This window comes from Mycobacterium sp. SMC-14 (genome assembly GCF_046250075.1).
GTDB lineage: Bacteria > Actinomycetota > Actinomycetes > Mycobacteriales > Mycobacteriaceae > Mycobacterium.
This window is the reverse complement of record NZ_CP176429.1, coordinates 2394474-2411853: the sequence shown is the minus strand read 5'-3', so window position 1 is coordinate 2411853 and position 17380 is coordinate 2394474. Positions and strand designations below refer to the sequence as shown.

Genomic DNA, 17380 nt, shown 5'->3' with positions numbered 1-17380 from the left:
GGCAACGAGGGTCGTTACCCTTCGATAAAGGTCTTCGACGAAGGTCCACAGGACGCGGGAGAGGAAGCGGCAGTCATGACTTCGGCATCCGTTCTCGACTCCATCATTGAGGGAGTCTGCGCCGACCTTGCCGCCCGTGAGGCCCTGGTCCCGCTCGCCGAAGTCAAGGCAGCGGCCGAGGCCATGCCCCCGCCACGCGACGTGATGGCGGCGCTGCGCGAGCCCGGCATCGCGGTCATCGCTGAGGTGAAGCGCGCGAGCCCCTCCAAGGGCCAACTGGCGCCCATCGCCGATCCCGCGGAGCTGGCCAGCTCCTACGCCGACGGCGGGGCCCGTGCCATCAGCGTTTTGACCGAACAGCGCCGCTTCAACGGCTCGCTGGCCGACCTGGACGCGGTACGCGCCGCGGTCTCAGTTCCGGTGCTGCGCAAGGACTTCATCGTGCGGCCGTACCAGATTCACGAGGCCCGCGCCCACGGCGCCGACATGCTGCTGCTGATCGTGGCGGCGCTCGAGCAACAGGCACTGGAATCCATGCTGGACCGCACCGAGTCGCTCGGCATGACCGCACTGGTCGAGGTGCACACCGAAGAAGAAGCGGACCGGGCCTTGACGGCCGGTGCCAAGGTGATCGGCGTCAACGCACGCGACCTGACCACGTTGGAGGTCGACCGCGACTGCTTTGCGCGGATCGCGCCCGGGCTGCCCACCGAGGTGGTCAAGATCGCCGAGTCCGGGGTGCGGGGCACCGCGGACCTGCTGGCCTACGCCGGTGCCGGCGCGGACGCCGTCCTGGTCGGCGAGGGACTCGTCACCAGTGGCGACCCGCGGGCGGCCGTTGCCGATTTGGTCAGTGCGGGTAAGCATCCGTCCTGCCCGAAGTCGGCCCGCTAAATGTCAGACACCTCGCAACCGAGTCTGCCGCGCGCCAGCGCCGGAGTGGCCGAGCCGACCCCGCACGATCCCGACGCCCGCGGGCACTTCGGGGCCTTCGGCGGCCGCTACGTCGCCGAAGCACTGATGGCGGTCATCGAAGAGGTCACCGCGGCCTACGACAAGGTGCGCAACGACCCGGAGTTCCTCGACACGCTCGATAACCTGCAGACGCACTACACCGGCCGACCCTCGCCGCTGTATGACGCGGAGCGCCTGACCGCGCATGCCGGCGGGGCCCGGATCTTCTTGAAGCGAGAGGACCTGAACCACACCGGTTCTCACAAGATCAACAACGTGCTCGGCCAGGCACTGCTGGCGCGGCACATGGGCAAGACCCGGGTGATCGCCGAGACCGGCGCCGGTCAGCACGGGGTCGCCACCGCCACCGCCTGCGCCTTGCTGGGCCTGGAATGCGTGATCTACATGGGTGCCGTCGACACTCGCCGTCAGGCGCTCAACGTGGCCCGGATGCGGCTGCTGGGTGCCGAGGTGGTCTCGGTCGAGTCGGGTTCGCAGACCCTCAAGGACGCCATCAACGAGGCCTTCCGGGACTGGGTCACCAACGCTGACCGCACCTACTACTGCTTCGGCACCGCGGCCGGGCCCCACCCGTTCCCGACCATGGTGCGCGACTTCCAACGGATCGTCGGCCTGGAGACCCGCGTTCAGATCCAACAGATGGCGGGCCGGCTTCCCGACGCCGTAGTGGCGTGTGTGGGCGGCGGTTCGAACGCCATCGGCATCTTCCACGCGTTCCTCGACGATCCCGCGGTCCGGCTGATCGGTTTCGAGGCCGGCGGCGACGGCGTCGACACCGGCCGGCACGCCGCGACATTCGCCGGCGGAACACCGGGTGCGTTCCAGGGATCGTTCTCTTACCTGCTGCAGGACGAGGACGGTCAGACCATCGAGTCGCACTCGATCTCGGCCGGTCTGGATTACCCGGGTGTGGGTCCGGAGCACGCCTGGCTGCGTGAGACCGGACGCGCCGAGTACCGGCCGATCACCGACACCGAAGCGATGGATGCTTTCGGAATCCTTTGCCGCACTGAGGGAATCATTCCGGCGATCGAATCGGCACACGCGGTGGCCGGTGCACTCAAGCTGGCGGCCGAGCTGGGACCCGGCAAGGTCATCGTGGTCAACGTATCCGGTCGCGGCGACAAGGACGTGGAGACCGCGGCCAAGTGGTTCGGTCTGTTCGACGAGGCAGGAGACGCGTCGTGAGCGACCATGCCGGCGACCGGCTGGCCCCGATGTTCGCCGCGTGCCGAGCCGAGGGCCGCGCCGCACTGATCGGCTATCTGCCGACCGGCTACCCGGACGTGCCGGGCTCCATCGCCGCGCTGACCACACTGGTCGAATCGGGTTGTGACCTCATCGAAGTCGGTGTGCCCTATTCCGACCCGGGAATGGACGGCCCGACCATCGCACGCGCCACCGAGACCGCCCTGCAGGGCGGGGTACGGGTGCGCGACACGCTGACCGCGGTCGAGGCGATCACCAAGGCCGGTGGGCGTGCAGTGGTGATGACGTACTGGAATCCGGTGCTGCGCTACGGCGTCGGCGCGTTCGCCCGCGACCTGGCGTCGGCCGGCGGACTGGGCCTGATCACCCCCGACTTGATCGTCGACGAAGCCGATGACTGGATGGCCGCGTCGCAACAGCACGCGCTGGATCGGATCTTCCTGGTGGCGCCTTCGTCGACGCCGCAGCGGCTGTCCGAGACCGTCAAAGCGACCCGCGGATTCGTCTACGCCGCCTCCACCATGGGCGTTACCGGCGCCCGCAACACGGTGTCGAACGCGGCGCCGGAGCTGGTGGCCAGAGTGCGCGAAGTCTCCGACATCCCCGTCGGCGTGGGGCTGGGCGTGCGATCGGGCGCGCAGGCCGCCGAAATCGGTGCCTACGCCGACGGTGTCATCGTCGGTTCGGCGCTGGTCACCGCGCTCGCCGACGGCCTGACCGAGCTGCGGACGTTGACGCAGGAGCTTGCTTCCGGCGTGCGTCAAAGGATTTCAACGCCATGACGTTGGATTGGCTGACCTATTTTCCCAGTCCTGCGCGCGGAGTCTGGCACCTCGGTCCGGTGCCGATCCGGGCCTATGCCTTGTGCATCATCATCGGGATCGTCGCCGCCCTGCTGCTCGGTGATCGCCGGTGGCGGGCCCGTGGCGGGGAGCCGGGCGTCATCTATGACATCGCGTTGTGGGCGGTGCCGTTCGGGCTGATCGGTGGGCGGCTGTATCACCTGATGACCGACTGGCGCACCTACTTCGGCGAGGGCGGCGTCGGATGGGAAGCGACGCCGCGGATCTGGGACGGTGGTCTGGGGATCTGGGGCGCCGTCGCGCTCGGTGGGGTCGGCGCGTGGATCGGCTGCCGCCGCCGCGGGATCTCCCTGCCCGCCTTCGGTGACGCCGTCGCGCCCGGGATCGTGTTGGCCCAGGCGATCGGGCGCATCGGGAACTACTTCAATCAAGAGCTCTACGGCCGGGAGACAACGCTGCCGTGGGGCCTGGAGATCTTCTGGCGCGAAGACGCCGCCGGCGTCCGGGATCCGCACCTGCTCGACGGCGTATCGACCGGCGAGCTCTACAAGATCGTCCAGCCCACGTTCTTGTACGAATTGTTGTGGAACCTCGTGGTGTTCCTGGTGTTGATCTACGCCGACCGGCGGTTCCGCATGGGGCACGGGCGATTGTTCGCGCTCTACGTCGCGGGCTACTGCATCGGCCGGTTCGGTATCGAGTTGCTGCGCGACGACGCGGCGACCCATATCGCCGGGATCCGGGTCAACTCGTTCACCTCGACGTTCGTCTTCATCGGTGCGGTGGTGTACATCCTGCTCGCGACCAAGGGGCGGGAAGACCCCGAAGCCATCCATCGAGCATGGCAACCCGAAGAAGCCGACGAGCGCGACGCTGCCGAGGCGGAGCCGCAAGACGAGCACGACGAGGCCGACGAGGCCGAGCTGGTGGCGGCCGGAGTCTCCAACGGTGTCGGCTCCGTGGTTCGAGTGCCGAAAAGACTTACCGGCGAAGCTGAATCGGCAGATGCTGAGACCGTCGACGAAGCCGAGGCGTCCGACGAGGAAGTGCCGGAAGCTGCGGTCGCCGAGCCGGAGGCCAAGGGGGACACCGACGCCGACGACGAAGCCCCCGTTGAGGAGGCCGGCGAAACCGACGAGGCCGTTGAAGACGAGGCCGTTGAGGAAGGTGACGCCGAACTCCCCGAAGGTCAGCCGGCGCAGGACGCTGACAACTCCGAGGAGCCAGAGGTAGTCCAGGAGGACGCAGTCGAGGAGCCCGCCGAAGACGCGGCAGAGCCCGAGCCTGAGCCCGAGCCGGAAGCGGCGGCGGACGGCGGCGAAGACGAAGCGGCCGATTCCGAACCGGACAGCGCCGACAGCGCGGAGTCGGAAGATTCGGAGAGCGACGGCACCGACGACGCCGAACTCCCCGAAGATCCCGTTGACGAGGCCGCCGAGGAACCCGAAGCCGTCGAGGCCGAACCCGACGAACCCGGCGACACCGAAGATTCGGACGGCGCCGACCAGGACCGATAGCGGACCAGCCGTCGTATCCGGCATTTCTGGCATGCTGCAGACATGACCGATCCGTCGTGGCCTCCAGCAGGTCCGTACGGCGGGTGGCAGCCCTACCCGCCACCGCCGGGCCATCCGGACATGTGGGCGCCCTACGGCCGCCATCCGAGGACGGGACAGCCCTACTCACCGAAGTCGAAAGTCACTGCCGCACTGCTACAGCTGCTGGGGTTTTTCGGGTTCCTCGGATTCGGCCGCATGTACCTGGGGCACATGGGCCTGGGCTTGGTGCAGCTGGCGATCGGTGTGTTGGCCACCATCACCACATACGGGCTCGGGATCGTCGTGCCGTTCGTCTGGGGTGTCATCGACGCGATCCTGATACTGAGCGGTCGAGTGCGCGACAAGCAAGGCCGACCACTGCGCGACGCCGGCTGATCGGCCGGCGCACCCGTGCGTCACATGGTTTTTCGCTGGCGGCAACCATTCCTGAGGGAGGCAGCTCAGTCGGCCCGACTATGCTGGCGCCGTGAATAGACGCGGAAAGATCGTCTGTACTCTCGGTCCTGCGACCAGCTCCGCGGAGATGGTCCGGGCACTGGTTGACGCGGGCATGGATGTGGCTCGCCTGAACTTCAGCCACGGTGCTCACGCAGACCACCAGGCGTCCTACGAATGGGTACGGGCCGCCTCGGATGCGACCGGGCGGGCTGTCGGTGTCCTCGCCGACCTTCAGGGCCCCAAGATCCGGTTGGGGCGTTTCGCCGACGGCCCCACCTACTGGGCCAACGGCGAGACGGTGCGCATCACCGTCGCCGACTGCCCCGGCGATCACGACCGGGTCTCCACCACCTACAAGAAGTTGGCCGCCGACGCCGCCCCGGGAGACCGGGTGCTTGTCGACGACGGCAAGGTCGGGCTGGTGGTGGATCACATCGACGGTGACGACGTGGTCTGCACGGTCACCGAGGGTGGTCCGGTCAGCAACCACAAGGGCATGTCACTGCCGGGCATGAACGTCTCCGCACCGGCGCTGTCGGAGAAGGACATCGACGACCTGGAGTTCGCGCTGAAGCTCGGCGTCGACATCGTTGCGCTGTCGTTCGTGCGCTCACCGTCGGACGTGGAACTGGTGCACGAAGTGATGGACCGGGTCGGCCGACGGGTTCCGGTGGTCGCCAAGATGGAGAAGCCCGAAGCCATCGAGAACCTCGAGGCCGTGGTTCTGGCCTTCGATGCGGTCATGGTGGCCCGCGGTGACCTGGGCGTGGAGCTGGCTCTCGAAGAGGTGCCGCTGGTACAGAAGCGGGTCATCCAGGTGGCCCGCGAGAACGCGCGCCCGGTGATCGTGGCGACTCAGATGCTGGAGTCGATGATCGAGAACTTCCGGCCGACCCGGGCGGAGGCGTCCGACGTGGCCAACGCTGTGCTCGACGGCGCCGATGCGTTGATGCTGTCCGGGGAGACCGCGGTGGGTAAGCACGCCCTTGACGCCGTACGGACCATGGGCCGGATCATCTGCGCGGTGGAGCAGAACTCCACGGCGGCACCGCCGTTGACGCACGTGCCGCGCACCAAGCGCGGCGTGATCTCGTTTGCCGCACGCGAGATCGGTGAACGCCTGGACGCCAAGGCGCTGGTGGCGTTCACCCAGTCGGGTGACACCGTGCGACGGCTGGCCCGGTTGCACACCCCGCTGCCGCTGTTGGCGTTCACCGCACTGCCGGAGATCCGTAGCCAGTTGGCGATGACCTGGGGGACCGAGACGTTCATCGTTCCGCAGGCTGACTCGACCGACGGGATGATCCGCCAGGTGGACAAGGCGCTGCTCGATCTGGGGCGCTACGAGCGCGGTGATCTGATGGTCATCGTCGCGGGGGCCCCGCCGGGAACCGAAGGCTCCACCAACATGATTCACGTGCACCGGATCGGGGAGGACGACATCTAGTGTCGTCCGAGCCGAATACGGATCTTGAGGAGCTGCTGGCCGTACTGGATCTCAAGAGTGTTGATGACGACATCTTCGTCGGATCGCACCCCAGCAAGACGCCGTTGCGCACCTTTGGCGGCCAACTGATGGCGCAGTCATTCGTCGCCGCGAGCCGCACCGTGGCCGCGCACCTGCCGCCAGGCGCGCTGTCGGTCCACTTCATCAACGGTGGCGATCCGACCCGCGACATCGAGTTCCGGGTGCACCGGCTGCGCGACGAACGCCGATTCGCCAATCGCCGGGTCGACGCGCTGCAGGGTGACACCTTGATCGCCACGTCGATGGTCTCGTACATGTCCGGGGGGAGCGGGCTGGAACACAGCGTTGAGGCGCCCACGGTGGCCGAGCCCGAGACGTTGCCCAGGTTGCGCGAACTGCTCAACGGTTACGAGGAAGTGGTCCCGGGCTTCGTCAAGGCGCCGCACCCGATCGAGTGGCGCTACACCAACGACCCGGCCTGGGTGATGCGGAACAAGGGTGGCCAACTGGGCCACAACCGGGTCTGGGTCAAGGCCGGCGGGGCTATCCCCGAGGACCCGGTGCTGCACACCGCGATGATGGTCTACTCGTCGGACACCACCGTGCTCGATTCCATCATCACAACCCACGGGTTGTCCTGGGGCTTCGACCGGATCTTCGCGGCCAGCGCCAACCACACGGTGTGGTTTCACCGGCCGGTGCGGTTCGACGACTGGGTGCTGTATGCGACGTCGTCACCGGTAGCGGCGGACTCCCGCGGGCTGGGCACCGGACACTTCTTCGACCGATCCGGGCAACTGCTGGCCACCGTCACGCAAGAAGGCGTGCTGAAGTACTTCCCGAGCTCGAAGCGCTAGGCCGGCATCAGCGCGGAGTCCGATTCCTCCTGCACCATGGGGGCGTCGGGACCGCTGCCGAAGGTGTTCTCGAAGTGCTCACGGAACCGTTCGGTGCACTGCTGCTGGGCGTCGGTGTCCGATCCGGCTTTGCTCATGCACGCCACGTAGTCGCCGGCGCCGGCGGTCCGCCAGATGCCGACATAGACGAAGATGCAGCCGATACCGGCGATCACCGCCAGCGCACCCAAGACGATCCCGGCGAGGGCGACACCGCCGTTGTCGGCTTCCCCGCGCTTGGCGCGGCCACGGCCGATGATGCCGAGCACGATGGCCGCCAGACCCAGTGCCACGCCGCCGATCACCGACAGCGCGGTCACGATGCCGGCGATCGCAACGATCAGGGCTGCGATGCCCGCACCGTTCCTCAGCGCCGGAGGCGCCGCAGGTGGGGGATAGCCGGGGTACTGCCCGGGCGCCGGATACGGGTACGGATAGCCCGGCGGCGGGGGATAGCTGGGACCGGGCGACGGCCAGGATTGCTGAGGCTCAGGCGACAGCGAGGGCATGCCGGACTCGGGCATTGAGCAGACTCCAGATCAGAGCTTCAGGCAGGTGTCAAAACAGGTCAGAACCCAAGGGTACCCGCGACTGGGCGAATCGGCCGCGGGCCGTCTGTCGCAGTTACCCGGCCGACAGCGCGGTAGCGACTTCGTGGGACGCGCTCCGAATCTTAAGCGCGGTGACGATCTCGACGATGCCGATGACGATCAGCCAGCTGCCGACGACCAGCGCCAGCACCCACAGCGAGGCGAACGGTGACGCGAGCGTCACCAGACCGGCCAGCAAACTGACGACACCCATGAAGATCTGCCAACCCCGGCCCGGCAGCGCCGGATCGCTGATGGCCGCCACGGCGGTCGCCACCCCGCGGAAGATGAAGCCGACCGCGACCCAGATGGCCAGCAGCAGCACCGCCAGGGCTTCCTCGTCGGAGTTGAAGTGCCGGAAACACAGGACCGCCAGAATCACCGACGCGGTGCCGCTGAGGAACAGCAACACCCGTCCGCCGGCGGACATGACGGGCAGGCTGAAAGCGAAGATCAACTGCGCGATTCCGGTGACGACCAGATACACACCGAACAGCACAGCAGCGGCAATGATGGACCGGCCCGGCCAGACCAAGACCAGCACGCCCAAGACGAGGGCCAAGACACCAGAGACCAGTGTCGACTTCCACAGATTCGGCAGCAGGCTTGAAACCGATGTTTCCATGGCCGCAGTCTGGCACAGATGCCGCGTTCCGGCCGGGTATTGGATGCCGTTCAGCTACCGGTGATGACCTGCGTCGTCTGCCGGGCGTAGATCTCGGCGAGGAACTGTTCTACGGCTACCGCCGTGTGTGCCGCGCGGGGCGAGCCGAAGATGTCGAAAGCGTGCTGCGCCACCGGTAACTCGGCATAGACCACCGGGCTCGTGCTGACCTCTCGCAGCCGGTCGGCGAACGCGCGGCCCTGTTCCACCGGCACCAACGAATCATTGCGTCCGTGCAGCACGAAAAACGGTGGAGCGTCAGCGGATAGATAGGTCATCGGGGAGGCGTCACGGTAGGTGTCCGGGAAGCGCCGCCGGCTCTGTTTGAACACATAGGCACCCAAAGCCGGGGTCAGCAGCGGGTGCAACCCGGTCTCACCGGTGAAGTCGTAGATCCCGTAGAACGGCACCGCTGCGCGCACGCTGGTGTCGGCGTCGGCGAAACCCGGCTGAAAACGGGGATCGTTTGCCGTCAGCGCGGTCAACGCGCACAGGTGACCACCCGCTGAGCCACCCGTCACCGCGACCCAATCCGGGTCGCCGCCGTAGTCGGCGATGTGCGCTTTGGTCCACGCCAAAGCACGCTTGACGTCGATGATGTGGTCTGGCCAGGTGGACCGTGGACTCAGCCGGTAGTTGATCGATACACACACCCAACCGCGTTCCACCAGGTGGGCCATCAGCGGATGCGCTTGGCCGCGTTTGCTTCCCACCATCCAGGCGCCGCCGGGTATCTGCAGCAGAACCGGGGCGCGGCCGTCGCGGGGTAGGTCGCGATGCCGCCACACATCGAGGGTGTTGCGGCCGCCGTATTCGCCGTAGGGGATGTCGGAGTCGGTGGCGTAGTCCTGGTAGACCCGCATCATCCTCACCACGCCGGGCGCCTTGGCGATTTCCGCGTCGGGGCCCGGCCGCTTCCACAAGTCCCGGCTTTCGGTGCGCCGTCCCGCACCGAGGTCGGCGTCCAGTGCCTCGGTCAGCGGCCTATTGGCGGTACGCCCGGCATAGTTCAGCCCCAACAAGCCCAGCCACGAGATCGCCGACAGCAGCCAGCTGGTCCGCCGAGCCCGCGGTGACAGCCGGCGGCTCACCGCCGCCAACGCTGCGGACTGACCGGCGATCAGCTGCAACGGCAGCTCCGAGGCGAACAGGCCGAACGCGAATGCGTACAGCGACGGGTAACCGCGCTTGGTCAGCGGGCGATACCCGTTGACGGTGGTGGCCAGACCGGCCAGCGAACCGAGCACGGCCAAAAGCCTTCGCATTGCGCTCCTCAGCGTTGTGGGACGACCTGATTCGGCACCCTACCGAAGCCGGCCGAACCACCCGGTCTGTGCGGGTCAGCCCGCTGGGGTCGCCGACAGGGACCGGGGTGCCGGACCGTGCGAGGCCGGAGGACGGGTGTTGACCAGAAACCAGGCGCGCATGACGCCCTTGCCTTTGACCTCGACGTCGCCGCGCTCCTCGAACACGAAGTCATCGTTGAGTCGCTCGTGCACCGTCTGCGGCACCTGGATCCGGTCCTGGGCGCCGGTCGATTCCATCCGGGAGGCGAGGTTCACCGCGTCGCCCCACACGTCGTAGAAGAACCGGCGGTTGCCGACGACGCCGGCCACCACTGGCCCGGTGGCCAGGCCGATCCGCAGCGACACCGGCCGGCCCAGGGGGTCGCGCAGGTCGGCGACGGTCGCCGCGATGTCGAGCGCCAGGCGCGCCAGCGCATGCAGATGATCGGGTCTCGGGTCGGGAACGCCGCTGACCACCATGTAGGAGTCGCCGCTGGTCTTGATCTTCTCCAGGCCATGTTGATCGACGAGCCGATCCAGGTCGCTGTAGAGGTCGTTGAGGAACCCGACCAGCTGGCCGGGGTCGGTCTGGCTGGCCCGGCGGGTGAAGTCGGCGATGTCGGCGAACAGCACCGAGGCGTCGGTGTAACTGTCGGCGATCACGTCCACCGCCGGGTTCTTCAGCCGGTCGGCCACCGCGGTGGGCAAGATATTGGCCAGCAGGGCTTCAGATCGTTCGTATTCGGCCTCCATCGCCGCTTCGGCCTGGGAGATCTCGCGCAGCGCGAACCAGACCGTGGCGACCACCATGAAGCAGGCCGAGACCACCACCAACACGTAGGAGAAGTTGTGCAACCACTCCGGTTGGTGCAGGTTGTCGGCCGGGACCAGGAACTGCAGTGCGATGGTCAGCGCCGCACCGATGCCGGCCACGACGGCGGCCAGCTTGATCCGGTCCACGCCCAGAATCAGCACACTGATCGATGCCGAGGCCAGAAAATAGAACTGGATGCCCGACCCGGTGCCCACCACCGCGCAGACGATGGCGGTCGTCGAGTAGGCGATTGCCACGAAGGCCAGGGGCGCGATGAGTTCGCCGTAGCGGTAGAGCAGCGGGGTCAGGGCCAGCGCGGCGGCGGCGACGAGATTGATCGCGCCGATCCACCAGTAGGCGGGGTCCACCCAGATCTCCAGCAGTCCCCAGCCCGCGCTGATCAACGCCGCCAGCCCGGCCGACAGCTTGAGGATCCGCAGCCGTTGCGACAGCCGCGCCGCGTAATGCCGGGTGCGGGCCGGTATGCAGTGCGTGCGCCGGTAGGGGCTTTGAGCCTCGGCCGGCACCGCGAGGAACCGCTTGACGGACACAAGCGACAGCCTAATCCGGGGAGCAGGGCCGTTGGCGGTTTCACCAGGTCGAGGGCTTACGTCTAGGGTCAGCGCTCATGGTCATGCGTTCCATCGCGCTGTTCGTGTTGGCTGCCATCGCCGAGATCGGCGGAGCCTGGCTGGTGTGGCAGGGCGTGCGGGAGCACCGCGGCCTGCTGTGGGCCGGCGCCGGGGTGATCGCCCTGGGGTTGTACGGCTTCGTCGCCACCCTGCAACCCGACGCCCAATTCGGCCGGATCCTGGCCGCCTACGGCGGGGTGTTCGTCGCCGGCTCGCTGGCGTGGGGCATGGCGTTCGACGGTTTCCGGCCCGACCGTGCCGACGTCCTGGGTGCGCTGATCTGTCTGATCGGGGTGGCCGTGATCATGTATTCGCCGCGCTGACGGGCCTCAGCCGACTGCTTCGATCCCCGAACTTGAGATCACGAAGCCGCGCCCTGATGAATTGACGGTGCAGGTCACCCCGGCGGCTTCCGATTGGCAGGTGAACGGTCCGGCACCCGCGCTCTGGCCGAACGGGAGAATCGGCTGGTCGAACGGGGGATTGGACAAGCAATTGACGCTGTCACGGCAAACCGATAACTCCCCGTCGGTATCCATCGATACGTGCTGCGGCGGATTGACCGACATGCAGTAAGCCGCATCGGGCAGTTCTGCTCGCCGGTAATTGATTTCGCAGTTGAACCCGGCCCGTGTCCCGAAAAACGGCACAAAGGGCAGGTGGCATGATTCGCAGTCGTCATAACTGGGCTCGCGAGCAAGCTCTTGTAGGGGGTCGCGCTGCAGCAGGTTGCCGCCGATGCCGCCGTCATGGCCAGATGACGCGTCTTCGTATTGCCCGCGAGCCTTGGCCGGCACCTGCTTGGTGTGGTGCGCATGATTCGACGTCCACACCAGAAAGCCGACCGACACGCCCAACAGCAGGACCAGAACACTCAGCACCGATTTCCTCAACGGCCCTCCTCGGCTGCCCAGTCGCGGCCCGAGTCTAAGTTCGGTGGTGCCGGTGAGTGGCGACAATGGCGAATCGCTTGGGACTCGTTGGCTCGTGTTGCTAGTGAACGACGTTCTATCCGGAGCACACAGCGCAAGGTGACAACATCCTGAGGCGGCAGAAGTGTCGATCAGATTAGGCTGTCGTCAGGGCCGATCCCTCGGTGAAGCCGCGACTGCCCCCAAAGTTTGTATCTCACCGACGGCATCACACCTCATCATCCTTTTCATTGGGCACCAAACTCACAACCACTGGCTGTTGAGGTCTCTTGCCCACCTGACACCGCGGCGTGCCGGCGTATTCCGAGCAGCAAGAAGCCACATCGGAGAGGTCGTGGCGGCTCGGCTGCACTCCGCCCGGCAGGGGAAACACCTCCGACTGTCGCCACAGCCATCATCGCCTAGGGAGTCGAAAGCCCGCTCCGCAAAGAACAGTCTACAGAATCAGCTCTCCAGCATTCAGGAAATGTTGCATGAAATCGAGTTGTGCGTCAAATCGTATCAATCTCAATATCGACATCATCTTGCGAGTTAGCGTGCTCGCCCGCTTTCCTTTTGTTGACTTCGTCCCGAATACGCCGCTGGATAATTCTGGGCTTCAGGGAATTTGTCTGGCTTCGAATTTCTTCGACGAGATCGATCATGTCAGCGGGTATCACGTCCATTTTGGCCAAGTCTAAAAGAACCGGAAACCGGTCAAGCGCAGCGGTCGCCTCCTGCGGGGAGTGGGGACGAAAACGCATTAACTGAGCGAGAAAGCCGGGATCAATGACTGGCGATGCGATAGGCTCGTCGAGCGCAAACGTCAGGGCCGCACTCAGCCCCTTAGCTAAACGGTCCGTGGTCAACCACCATTGCTGGTAGCCAGTAGGGCCCGGATTACTACGCCCACGTAGCTGTATAACGCCTACACTGTTCTCAACGTCGTGAGCAACCAATCGATCAAGATGTGTTGAATCAATTCCGCTACCATCGCGTCGTTTTTGCTGCTCTTCGCGCCAGTAATCTTGCGCAGCGATCCTAAGCTCGTCTGAGGCTGCATCTACAGCATCACGCAAATCTTGGCGAACTATATCGAATTCAACTCGCAGATATTCCTCTATGTCAAGAAGGGGCTCGTCCGCCCCACGAAAATCTTCTTGCCAGCTCGCGAAGCCGTTTCGCGGATGACCGTTGAGCATGTACTCAGACAGCAGGAATGGAATTCTGTATGAGCTTGACCTAGTTGAGCGAGCGGCGGCGACGCAGCTAGTGAGATGTGCGTTGACTTCTTCTATAACCCCAGTGGTCACAAATAGCCTGACCTCCGATAATCTACATGCTTTGACAAGGTCGCGCATTGGAGTCCGGTCGGGGTGTAACTCTTCCGCCATCAGCGGCAAGATGACCGACGTATCGAGCCAGATCTGCCCTCCCGTGAATACCTTTCGGAGCGCTTTCTGCACGTCGGGCGTCGACTTAACCATGGCCAGAACGGTGTACGAATCAAGCAGTTTGCGCAGGTGACGCCCCGTAGTCTCAGTGCCTTGCGTAAGCACCGTTTCGATAACCTCAGCGGCCGCCGTATTTGGCAAATGCGTTTTAAACGACATTTCCGCCAGCAGATGCTCAAGCTTTTCGGAAGTAGCAGCAGGGGCCCGCCCCGTAGATATGGCAACGGTGAACTGTTCACCATAATCAAGTAACAATTTTTCGATCACCTTGCGAAGCGCTTCGACAGACTCTCGACCCTTTGTCTCGTCTTCGGCTAAATCAGCATCTACGAGATAGATGGCGGCGCGAATATCTTCTTCGAACGCCGCTTCCTGTTCCAGAAATCGCTCGGTCTCTTCATTTATGCGCGTCGTTTCTTCGTGCGCGATGTGAAAGCTGTCCAAGTTCCGGATATGTTTGACCGTGCCGCGTTTCTTTGATAGACGCTCGAGAGCCGAGTCCACGCGAGCTGTCAGTTGCTCTTTGGATTCGGCATGTACAAAGCTGCATATACGCCCGTGGATGGACTGCCGATCCAGCGGAGCTTCATGCGTTGTCCCATGCAGAACGGCGAGAACCAAAGATTCAAAGGAATCTTTAGAGAAATTACGTGAACTGTCCCGCTCGATAAGATCAATTGAAATATGAAGAAAGGCGATTCGCTCTTCCTCCGCGGTAAGAGCGGGAGCAACCGTCTGCGCTATGCCCTGGGATGTCAAAAGCGGTACGACAAACTTCTGCTCTAAAACCTCGCTTGCGGCACGGGCAGCAATTGTGTGATCGCGTCGATCCAAGAAATACGACCGATCTCGGACATCAACCACGATCCCGTGTTCGGCGAATACATCGCGCTTCAAATCATCGGCTTCTGGGCCTATCTGTTGATTCGTTACGTATATCAAATGGGTCGGTTTTGGATCAAACTCTTTGAGGCGTTGGATGGTCCGCAATATCTTAGAGCGCCAGCCAACCGCAACCGAGTACTGCAATTTGATGCGTCCTGCATCATCCAAGTCGAAAATTTCAGCGTCTCTACCTTTGTCACCGGCAGAGCGTGCCATCGTGCGTAGATTGGGGAAATCCGCGATCAGAAATTCTGATGCGAACGTCTCAAAATCTTCCCAAGCGGTCGGTGGAATCTGCGACAGGGCTAATTCTAGGCGTCCTCGGCTCACCCGTGCATCGTAGGCGGGTTGACATACCAAGGGCCGGGTTCCTGATCGCGAAGGCTCAACCGCGCACCCCCCTAACAGAGAGCACAAGGAAGCGCGTGGCTAGGGCGGTGTGGATCGCACAGCGGCTTCATAGCGGCCGCCGGTGGAGGACGCCGCCGCCCGTCAATAGCCGTGGCGCGCCCCTAGCTCGACCAGCCATACTCGAGGGCTTCACTTAGGTGTATCTCAAGATCACCGCAACCAGAATGAACTGCTACTTCTGGTGCCCTCGGTGAGATTCGAACTCACACTGCACGGGTTTTGAATCCGTTTCCTCTGCCAGTTGGGATACGAGGGCCCAGCGCTGACGCGCGGCTTCCTACCTTAGACGATGCCCCTCGGGGTTGCCCCAGCCGGCAGCCACGACAGAATAGGGGGATGACCGAGCCCACGTCCGACAGCAGCCCACGCCCAGCCCGGCGGGTGCTGATCGCCGAGGATGAGGCGCTGATCCGCCTGGATCTCGCCGAGATGCTGCGCGAAGAAGGCTATGAGGTGGTTGGCGAAGCCGGCGACGGGCAGGAAGCCGTCGAGCTGGCCGAGCTGCTGCGACCGGACCTGGTGATCCTCGACGTGAAGATGCCGCGCCGCGACGGCATCGACGCGGCCTCGGAGATCGCCGCCAAGCGGATAGCACCGATCGTCATCCTGACCGCGTTCAGCCAGCGCGATCTGGTGGAACGCGCCCGCGACGCCGGGGCGATGGCCTACCTGGTCAAGCCGTTCACCGCCGGTGACCTGGTCCCGGCAATCGAGCTGGCGCTCAGCCGGGCCGACGAGATCACCGCCTTGGAGCGCGAGGTCAGCAACCTGTCCGACCAGCTGGAAACCCGCAAGCTCGTCGAGCGGGCCAAGGGCGTGCTGCAGACCGCGCACGGCTTCACCGAGCCCGAGGCCTTCAAGTGGATTCAGCGGGCGGCGATGGATAAGCGGACCACCATGCGACAGGTGGCCGAAGTCGTACTGGAAAACGTCGAGGCCCCGGTCAACCCACCGGCCTGACCGCCACGCCACCAGCGCAGCTGAGCCCCGTTGCGCTGGTTCAACCAGTACGCTCGATGACGTGCAGCGCAGAATCATGGGCATTGAGACTGAGTTCGGTGTCACCTGCACCTTCCACGGCCATCGGAGGCTGTCGCCCGACGAGGTGGCGCGCTATCTGTTTCGCCGGGTGGTGTCGTGGGGGCGTAGCTCGAATGTGTTCCTGCGCAACGGTGCTCGGTTGTATCTCGATGTCGGCAGCCATCCCGAGTACGCCACCGCCGAGTGCGACAACCTGATTCAGCTGGTCACCCACGACCGGGCCGGGGAACGGGTGCTCGAAGACCTGCTGATCGACGCCGAGCAGCGGCTGGCCGATGAGGGCATCGGCGGCGACATCTACCTGTTCAAGAACAACACCGATTCGGCCGGCAACTCCTACGGCTGCCACGAGAACTACCTGATCGTGCGGGCCGGGGAGTTCTCCCGCATCTCCGACGTGCTGCTGCCGTTCCTGGTCACCCGCCAGCTGATCTGCGGCGCCGGCAAGGTGCTGCAGACCCCCAAGGCCGCCACGTTCTGCCTGTCCCAGCGCGCCGAGCACATCTGGGAAGGCGTCTCAAGCGCCACCACCCGATCCCGGCCGATCATCAACACCCGCGACGAACCGCACGCCGACGCCGAGAAGTACCGGCGCCTGCACGTCATCGTCGGCGACTCCAACATGTCCGAGACCTCGACCCTGCTCAAGGTGGGCAGCGCGGCGCTGGTGCTGGAGATGATCGAGGCCGGGGTGTCCTTCCGGGACTTCTCGCTGGACAATCCGATCCGGGCGATCCGCGAGGTCAGCCACGACGTCACCGGCCGGCGACCGGTGCGCCTGGCCGGCGGTCGTCAGGCCGGTGCCCTGGATATCCAGCGCGAGTACTACGGGCGGGCCGTGGAGTACGTGCAGACCCGGGCCAGCAACCCCCAACTCGAGCAGGTCATCGACCTGTGGGGCCGCCAGCTCGACGCCGTCGAGACCCAGGACTTCGCCAAGGTGGACACCGAGATCGACTGGGTGATCAAGCGAAAGCTGTTCCAGCGCTACCAGGATCGCTACAACATGGAGCTGTCCGATCCCAAGATCGCCCAGTTGGACCTGGCCTATCACGACATCAAGCGTGGGCGCGGGGTGTTCGATCTGCTGCAACGTAAAGGATTGGCCACCCGCATCACCACCGACGAGGACGTCGACGAAGCCGTCGACACCCCTCCACAGACCACCCGCGCCAAACTGCGCGGCGAATTCATCAGTGCCGCACAGGCAGCGGGCCGTGACTTCACCGTCGACTGGGTGCACCTCAAGCTCAACGACCAGGCCCAGCGCACCGTGCTGTGCAAGGACCCGTTCCGGTCGGTCGACGAGCGGGTCAAGCGCCTGATCGCCAGCATGTAACGCAC

The 17380-nt window shown here is 65.0% G+C and carries 16 protein-coding genes and 1 tRNA gene; 10 read left to right on the top strand and 7 right to left on the bottom strand.

Annotated elements, in window-relative coordinates; all coding sequences use genetic code 11:
- The first annotated feature begins 75 nt into the window (after window positions 1–75).
- The 7 genes from trpC (at window position 76) to ACKY0W_RS11275 (ending at window position 7309) form a co-directional block, all read left to right on the top strand.
- Window positions 76–894, top strand: coding sequence for an indole-3-glycerol phosphate synthase TrpC (trpC, locus tag ACKY0W_RS11305; protein ID WP_046286467.1), 819 nt, complete (start codon window positions 76–78; stop codon window positions 892–894).
- A complete protein-coding gene (gene trpB / locus ACKY0W_RS11300) occupies window positions 895–2163 on the top strand; it encodes a tryptophan synthase subunit beta (RefSeq protein ID WP_409437614.1) in 1269 nt (422 codons plus the stop codon).
- A gap of 29 nt (window positions 2164–2192) precedes the next feature.
- Entirely contained in the window at window positions 2193–2966 is a 774-nt protein-coding gene (gene trpA, locus ACKY0W_RS11295) for a tryptophan synthase subunit alpha (RefSeq protein WP_409437739.1), read from the top strand.
- Window positions 2963–4504, top strand: a complete 1542-nt coding sequence (lgt, locus tag ACKY0W_RS11290; RefSeq protein ID WP_409437613.1) for a prolipoprotein diacylglyceryl transferase — start codon at window positions 2963–2965, stop codon at window positions 4502–4504. Before trpA ends, lgt begins: the two co-directional genes overlap by 4 nt.
- Before the next feature lie 42 nt (window positions 4505–4546).
- Window positions 4547–4921: a hypothetical protein gene (locus ACKY0W_RS11285; protein WP_409437612.1), complete on the top strand. Its 375-nt coding sequence runs from the start codon at window positions 4547–4549 to the stop codon at window positions 4919–4921.
- Window positions 4922–5012: 91 nt separating this feature from the next.
- Window positions 5013–6431 carry a pyruvate kinase gene (gene pyk, locus ACKY0W_RS11280; protein WP_409437611.1) on the top strand — a complete coding sequence of 473 codons (1419 nt, stop codon included), beginning with the start codon at window positions 5013–5015 and terminating at the stop codon, window positions 6429–6431.
- Window positions 6431–7309 carry an acyl-CoA thioesterase II gene (locus ACKY0W_RS11275; protein ID WP_409437610.1) on the top strand — a complete coding sequence of 293 codons (879 nt, stop codon included), beginning with the start codon at window positions 6431–6433 and terminating at the stop codon, window positions 7307–7309. The genes pyk and ACKY0W_RS11275 overlap by 1 nt, the downstream gene beginning before the upstream one ends.
- Here ACKY0W_RS11275 and ACKY0W_RS11270 read toward each other — a convergent pair.
- From ACKY0W_RS11270 to ACKY0W_RS11255, 4 genes are all read right to left on the bottom strand, one after another.
- A complete protein-coding gene (locus ACKY0W_RS11270) occupies window positions 7306–7872 on the bottom strand; it encodes a DUF4190 domain-containing protein (RefSeq protein ID WP_409437609.1) in 567 nt (188 codons plus the stop codon). The genes ACKY0W_RS11275 and ACKY0W_RS11270 overlap by 4 nt on opposite strands.
- Window positions 7873–7972: 100 nt before the next feature.
- Window positions 7973–8581, bottom strand: coding sequence for an HdeD family acid-resistance protein (locus ACKY0W_RS11265; RefSeq protein WP_409437738.1), 609 nt, complete (start codon window positions 8579–8581; stop codon window positions 7973–7975).
- A 32-nt stretch (window positions 8582–8613) separates the two neighbouring features.
- Window positions 8614–9867, bottom strand: a complete 1254-nt coding sequence (locus tag ACKY0W_RS11260; protein WP_409437608.1) for an alpha/beta hydrolase fold domain-containing protein — start codon at window positions 9865–9867, stop codon at window positions 8614–8616.
- A 75-nt stretch (window positions 9868–9942) separates the two neighbouring features.
- Complete coding sequence (locus tag ACKY0W_RS11255) at window positions 9943–11253, bottom strand: adenylate/guanylate cyclase domain-containing protein (protein ID WP_409437607.1); 1311 nt, start codon at window positions 11251–11253, stop codon at window positions 9943–9945.
- A gap of 77 nt (window positions 11254–11330) precedes the next feature.
- On the opposite strand from ACKY0W_RS11255, the gene ACKY0W_RS11250 reads away from it, so the two are divergent.
- A complete protein-coding gene (locus ACKY0W_RS11250; protein ID WP_409437606.1) occupies window positions 11331–11657 on the top strand; it encodes a YnfA family protein in 327 nt (108 codons plus the stop codon).
- A 6-nt stretch (window positions 11658–11663) separates the two neighbouring features.
- On the opposite strand, the gene ACKY0W_RS11245 is transcribed toward ACKY0W_RS11250, so the two are convergent.
- The 3 genes from ACKY0W_RS11245 to ACKY0W_RS11235 all read right to left on the bottom strand — a co-directional run bounded on the left by ACKY0W_RS11245 (window position 11664) and on the right by ACKY0W_RS11235 (window position 15251).
- Window positions 11664–12227, bottom strand: coding sequence for a hypothetical protein (locus tag ACKY0W_RS11245; protein WP_409437605.1), 564 nt, complete (start codon window positions 12225–12227; stop codon window positions 11664–11666).
- 530 nt (window positions 12228–12757) lie between these two features.
- Window positions 12758–14914, bottom strand: coding sequence for a hypothetical protein (locus ACKY0W_RS11240; protein ID WP_409437604.1), 2157 nt, complete (start codon window positions 14912–14914; stop codon window positions 12758–12760).
- Between the two features lie 260 nt (window positions 14915–15174).
- A tRNA-Leu gene (locus tag ACKY0W_RS11235) sits at window positions 15175–15251 on the bottom strand.
- A gap of 80 nt (window positions 15252–15331) precedes the next feature.
- On the opposite strand from ACKY0W_RS11235, the gene ACKY0W_RS11230 reads away from it, so the two are divergent.
- Window positions 15332–15955: an ANTAR domain-containing response regulator gene (locus ACKY0W_RS11230; RefSeq protein ID WP_406757011.1), complete on the top strand. Its 624-nt coding sequence runs from the start codon at window positions 15332–15334 to the stop codon at window positions 15953–15955.
- Window positions 15956–16016: 61 nt separating this feature from the next.
- On the top strand, window positions 16017–17375 hold the full coding sequence (gene pafA / locus ACKY0W_RS11225; protein ID WP_406757012.1) for a Pup--protein ligase: 1359 nt from the start codon (window positions 16017–16019) through the stop codon (window positions 17373–17375).
- Window positions 17376–17380: the final 5 nt, after the last annotated feature.

Excerpts from the sequence above, each read along its gene's own strand:
- ACKY0W_RS11285 (WP_409437612.1), top strand. The coding sequence starts at position 4,547 with ATGACCGATCCGTCGTGGCCTCCAGCAGGTCCGTACGGCGGGTGGCAG.
- trpC (WP_046286467.1), top strand. The coding sequence starts at position 76 with ATGACTTCGGCATCCGTTCTCGACTCCATCATTGAGGGAGTCTGCGCC.
- trpA (WP_409437739.1), top strand. The coding sequence starts at position 2,193 with ATGTTCGCCGCGTGCCGAGCCGAGGGCCGCGCCGCACTGATCGGCTAT.
- trpB (WP_409437614.1), top strand. The coding sequence starts at position 895 with ATGTCAGACACCTCGCAACCGAGTCTGCCGCGCGCCAGCGCCGGAGTG.
- lgt (WP_409437613.1), top strand. The coding sequence starts at position 2,963 with ATGACGTTGGATTGGCTGACCTATTTTCCCAGTCCTGCGCGCGGAGTC.
- ACKY0W_RS11260 (WP_409437608.1), bottom strand. The coding sequence starts at position 9,867 with ATGCGAAGGCTTTTGGCCGTGCTCGGTTCGCTGGCCGGTCTGGCCACC.
- ACKY0W_RS11250 (WP_409437606.1), top strand. The coding sequence starts at position 11,331 with ATGGTCATGCGTTCCATCGCGCTGTTCGTGTTGGCTGCCATCGCCGAG.
- ACKY0W_RS11230 (WP_406757011.1), top strand. The coding sequence starts at position 15,332 with ATGACCGAGCCCACGTCCGACAGCAGCCCACGCCCAGCCCGGCGGGTG.
- ACKY0W_RS11270 (WP_409437609.1), bottom strand. The coding sequence starts at position 7,872 with ATGCCCGAGTCCGGCATGCCCTCGCTGTCGCCTGAGCCTCAGCAATCC.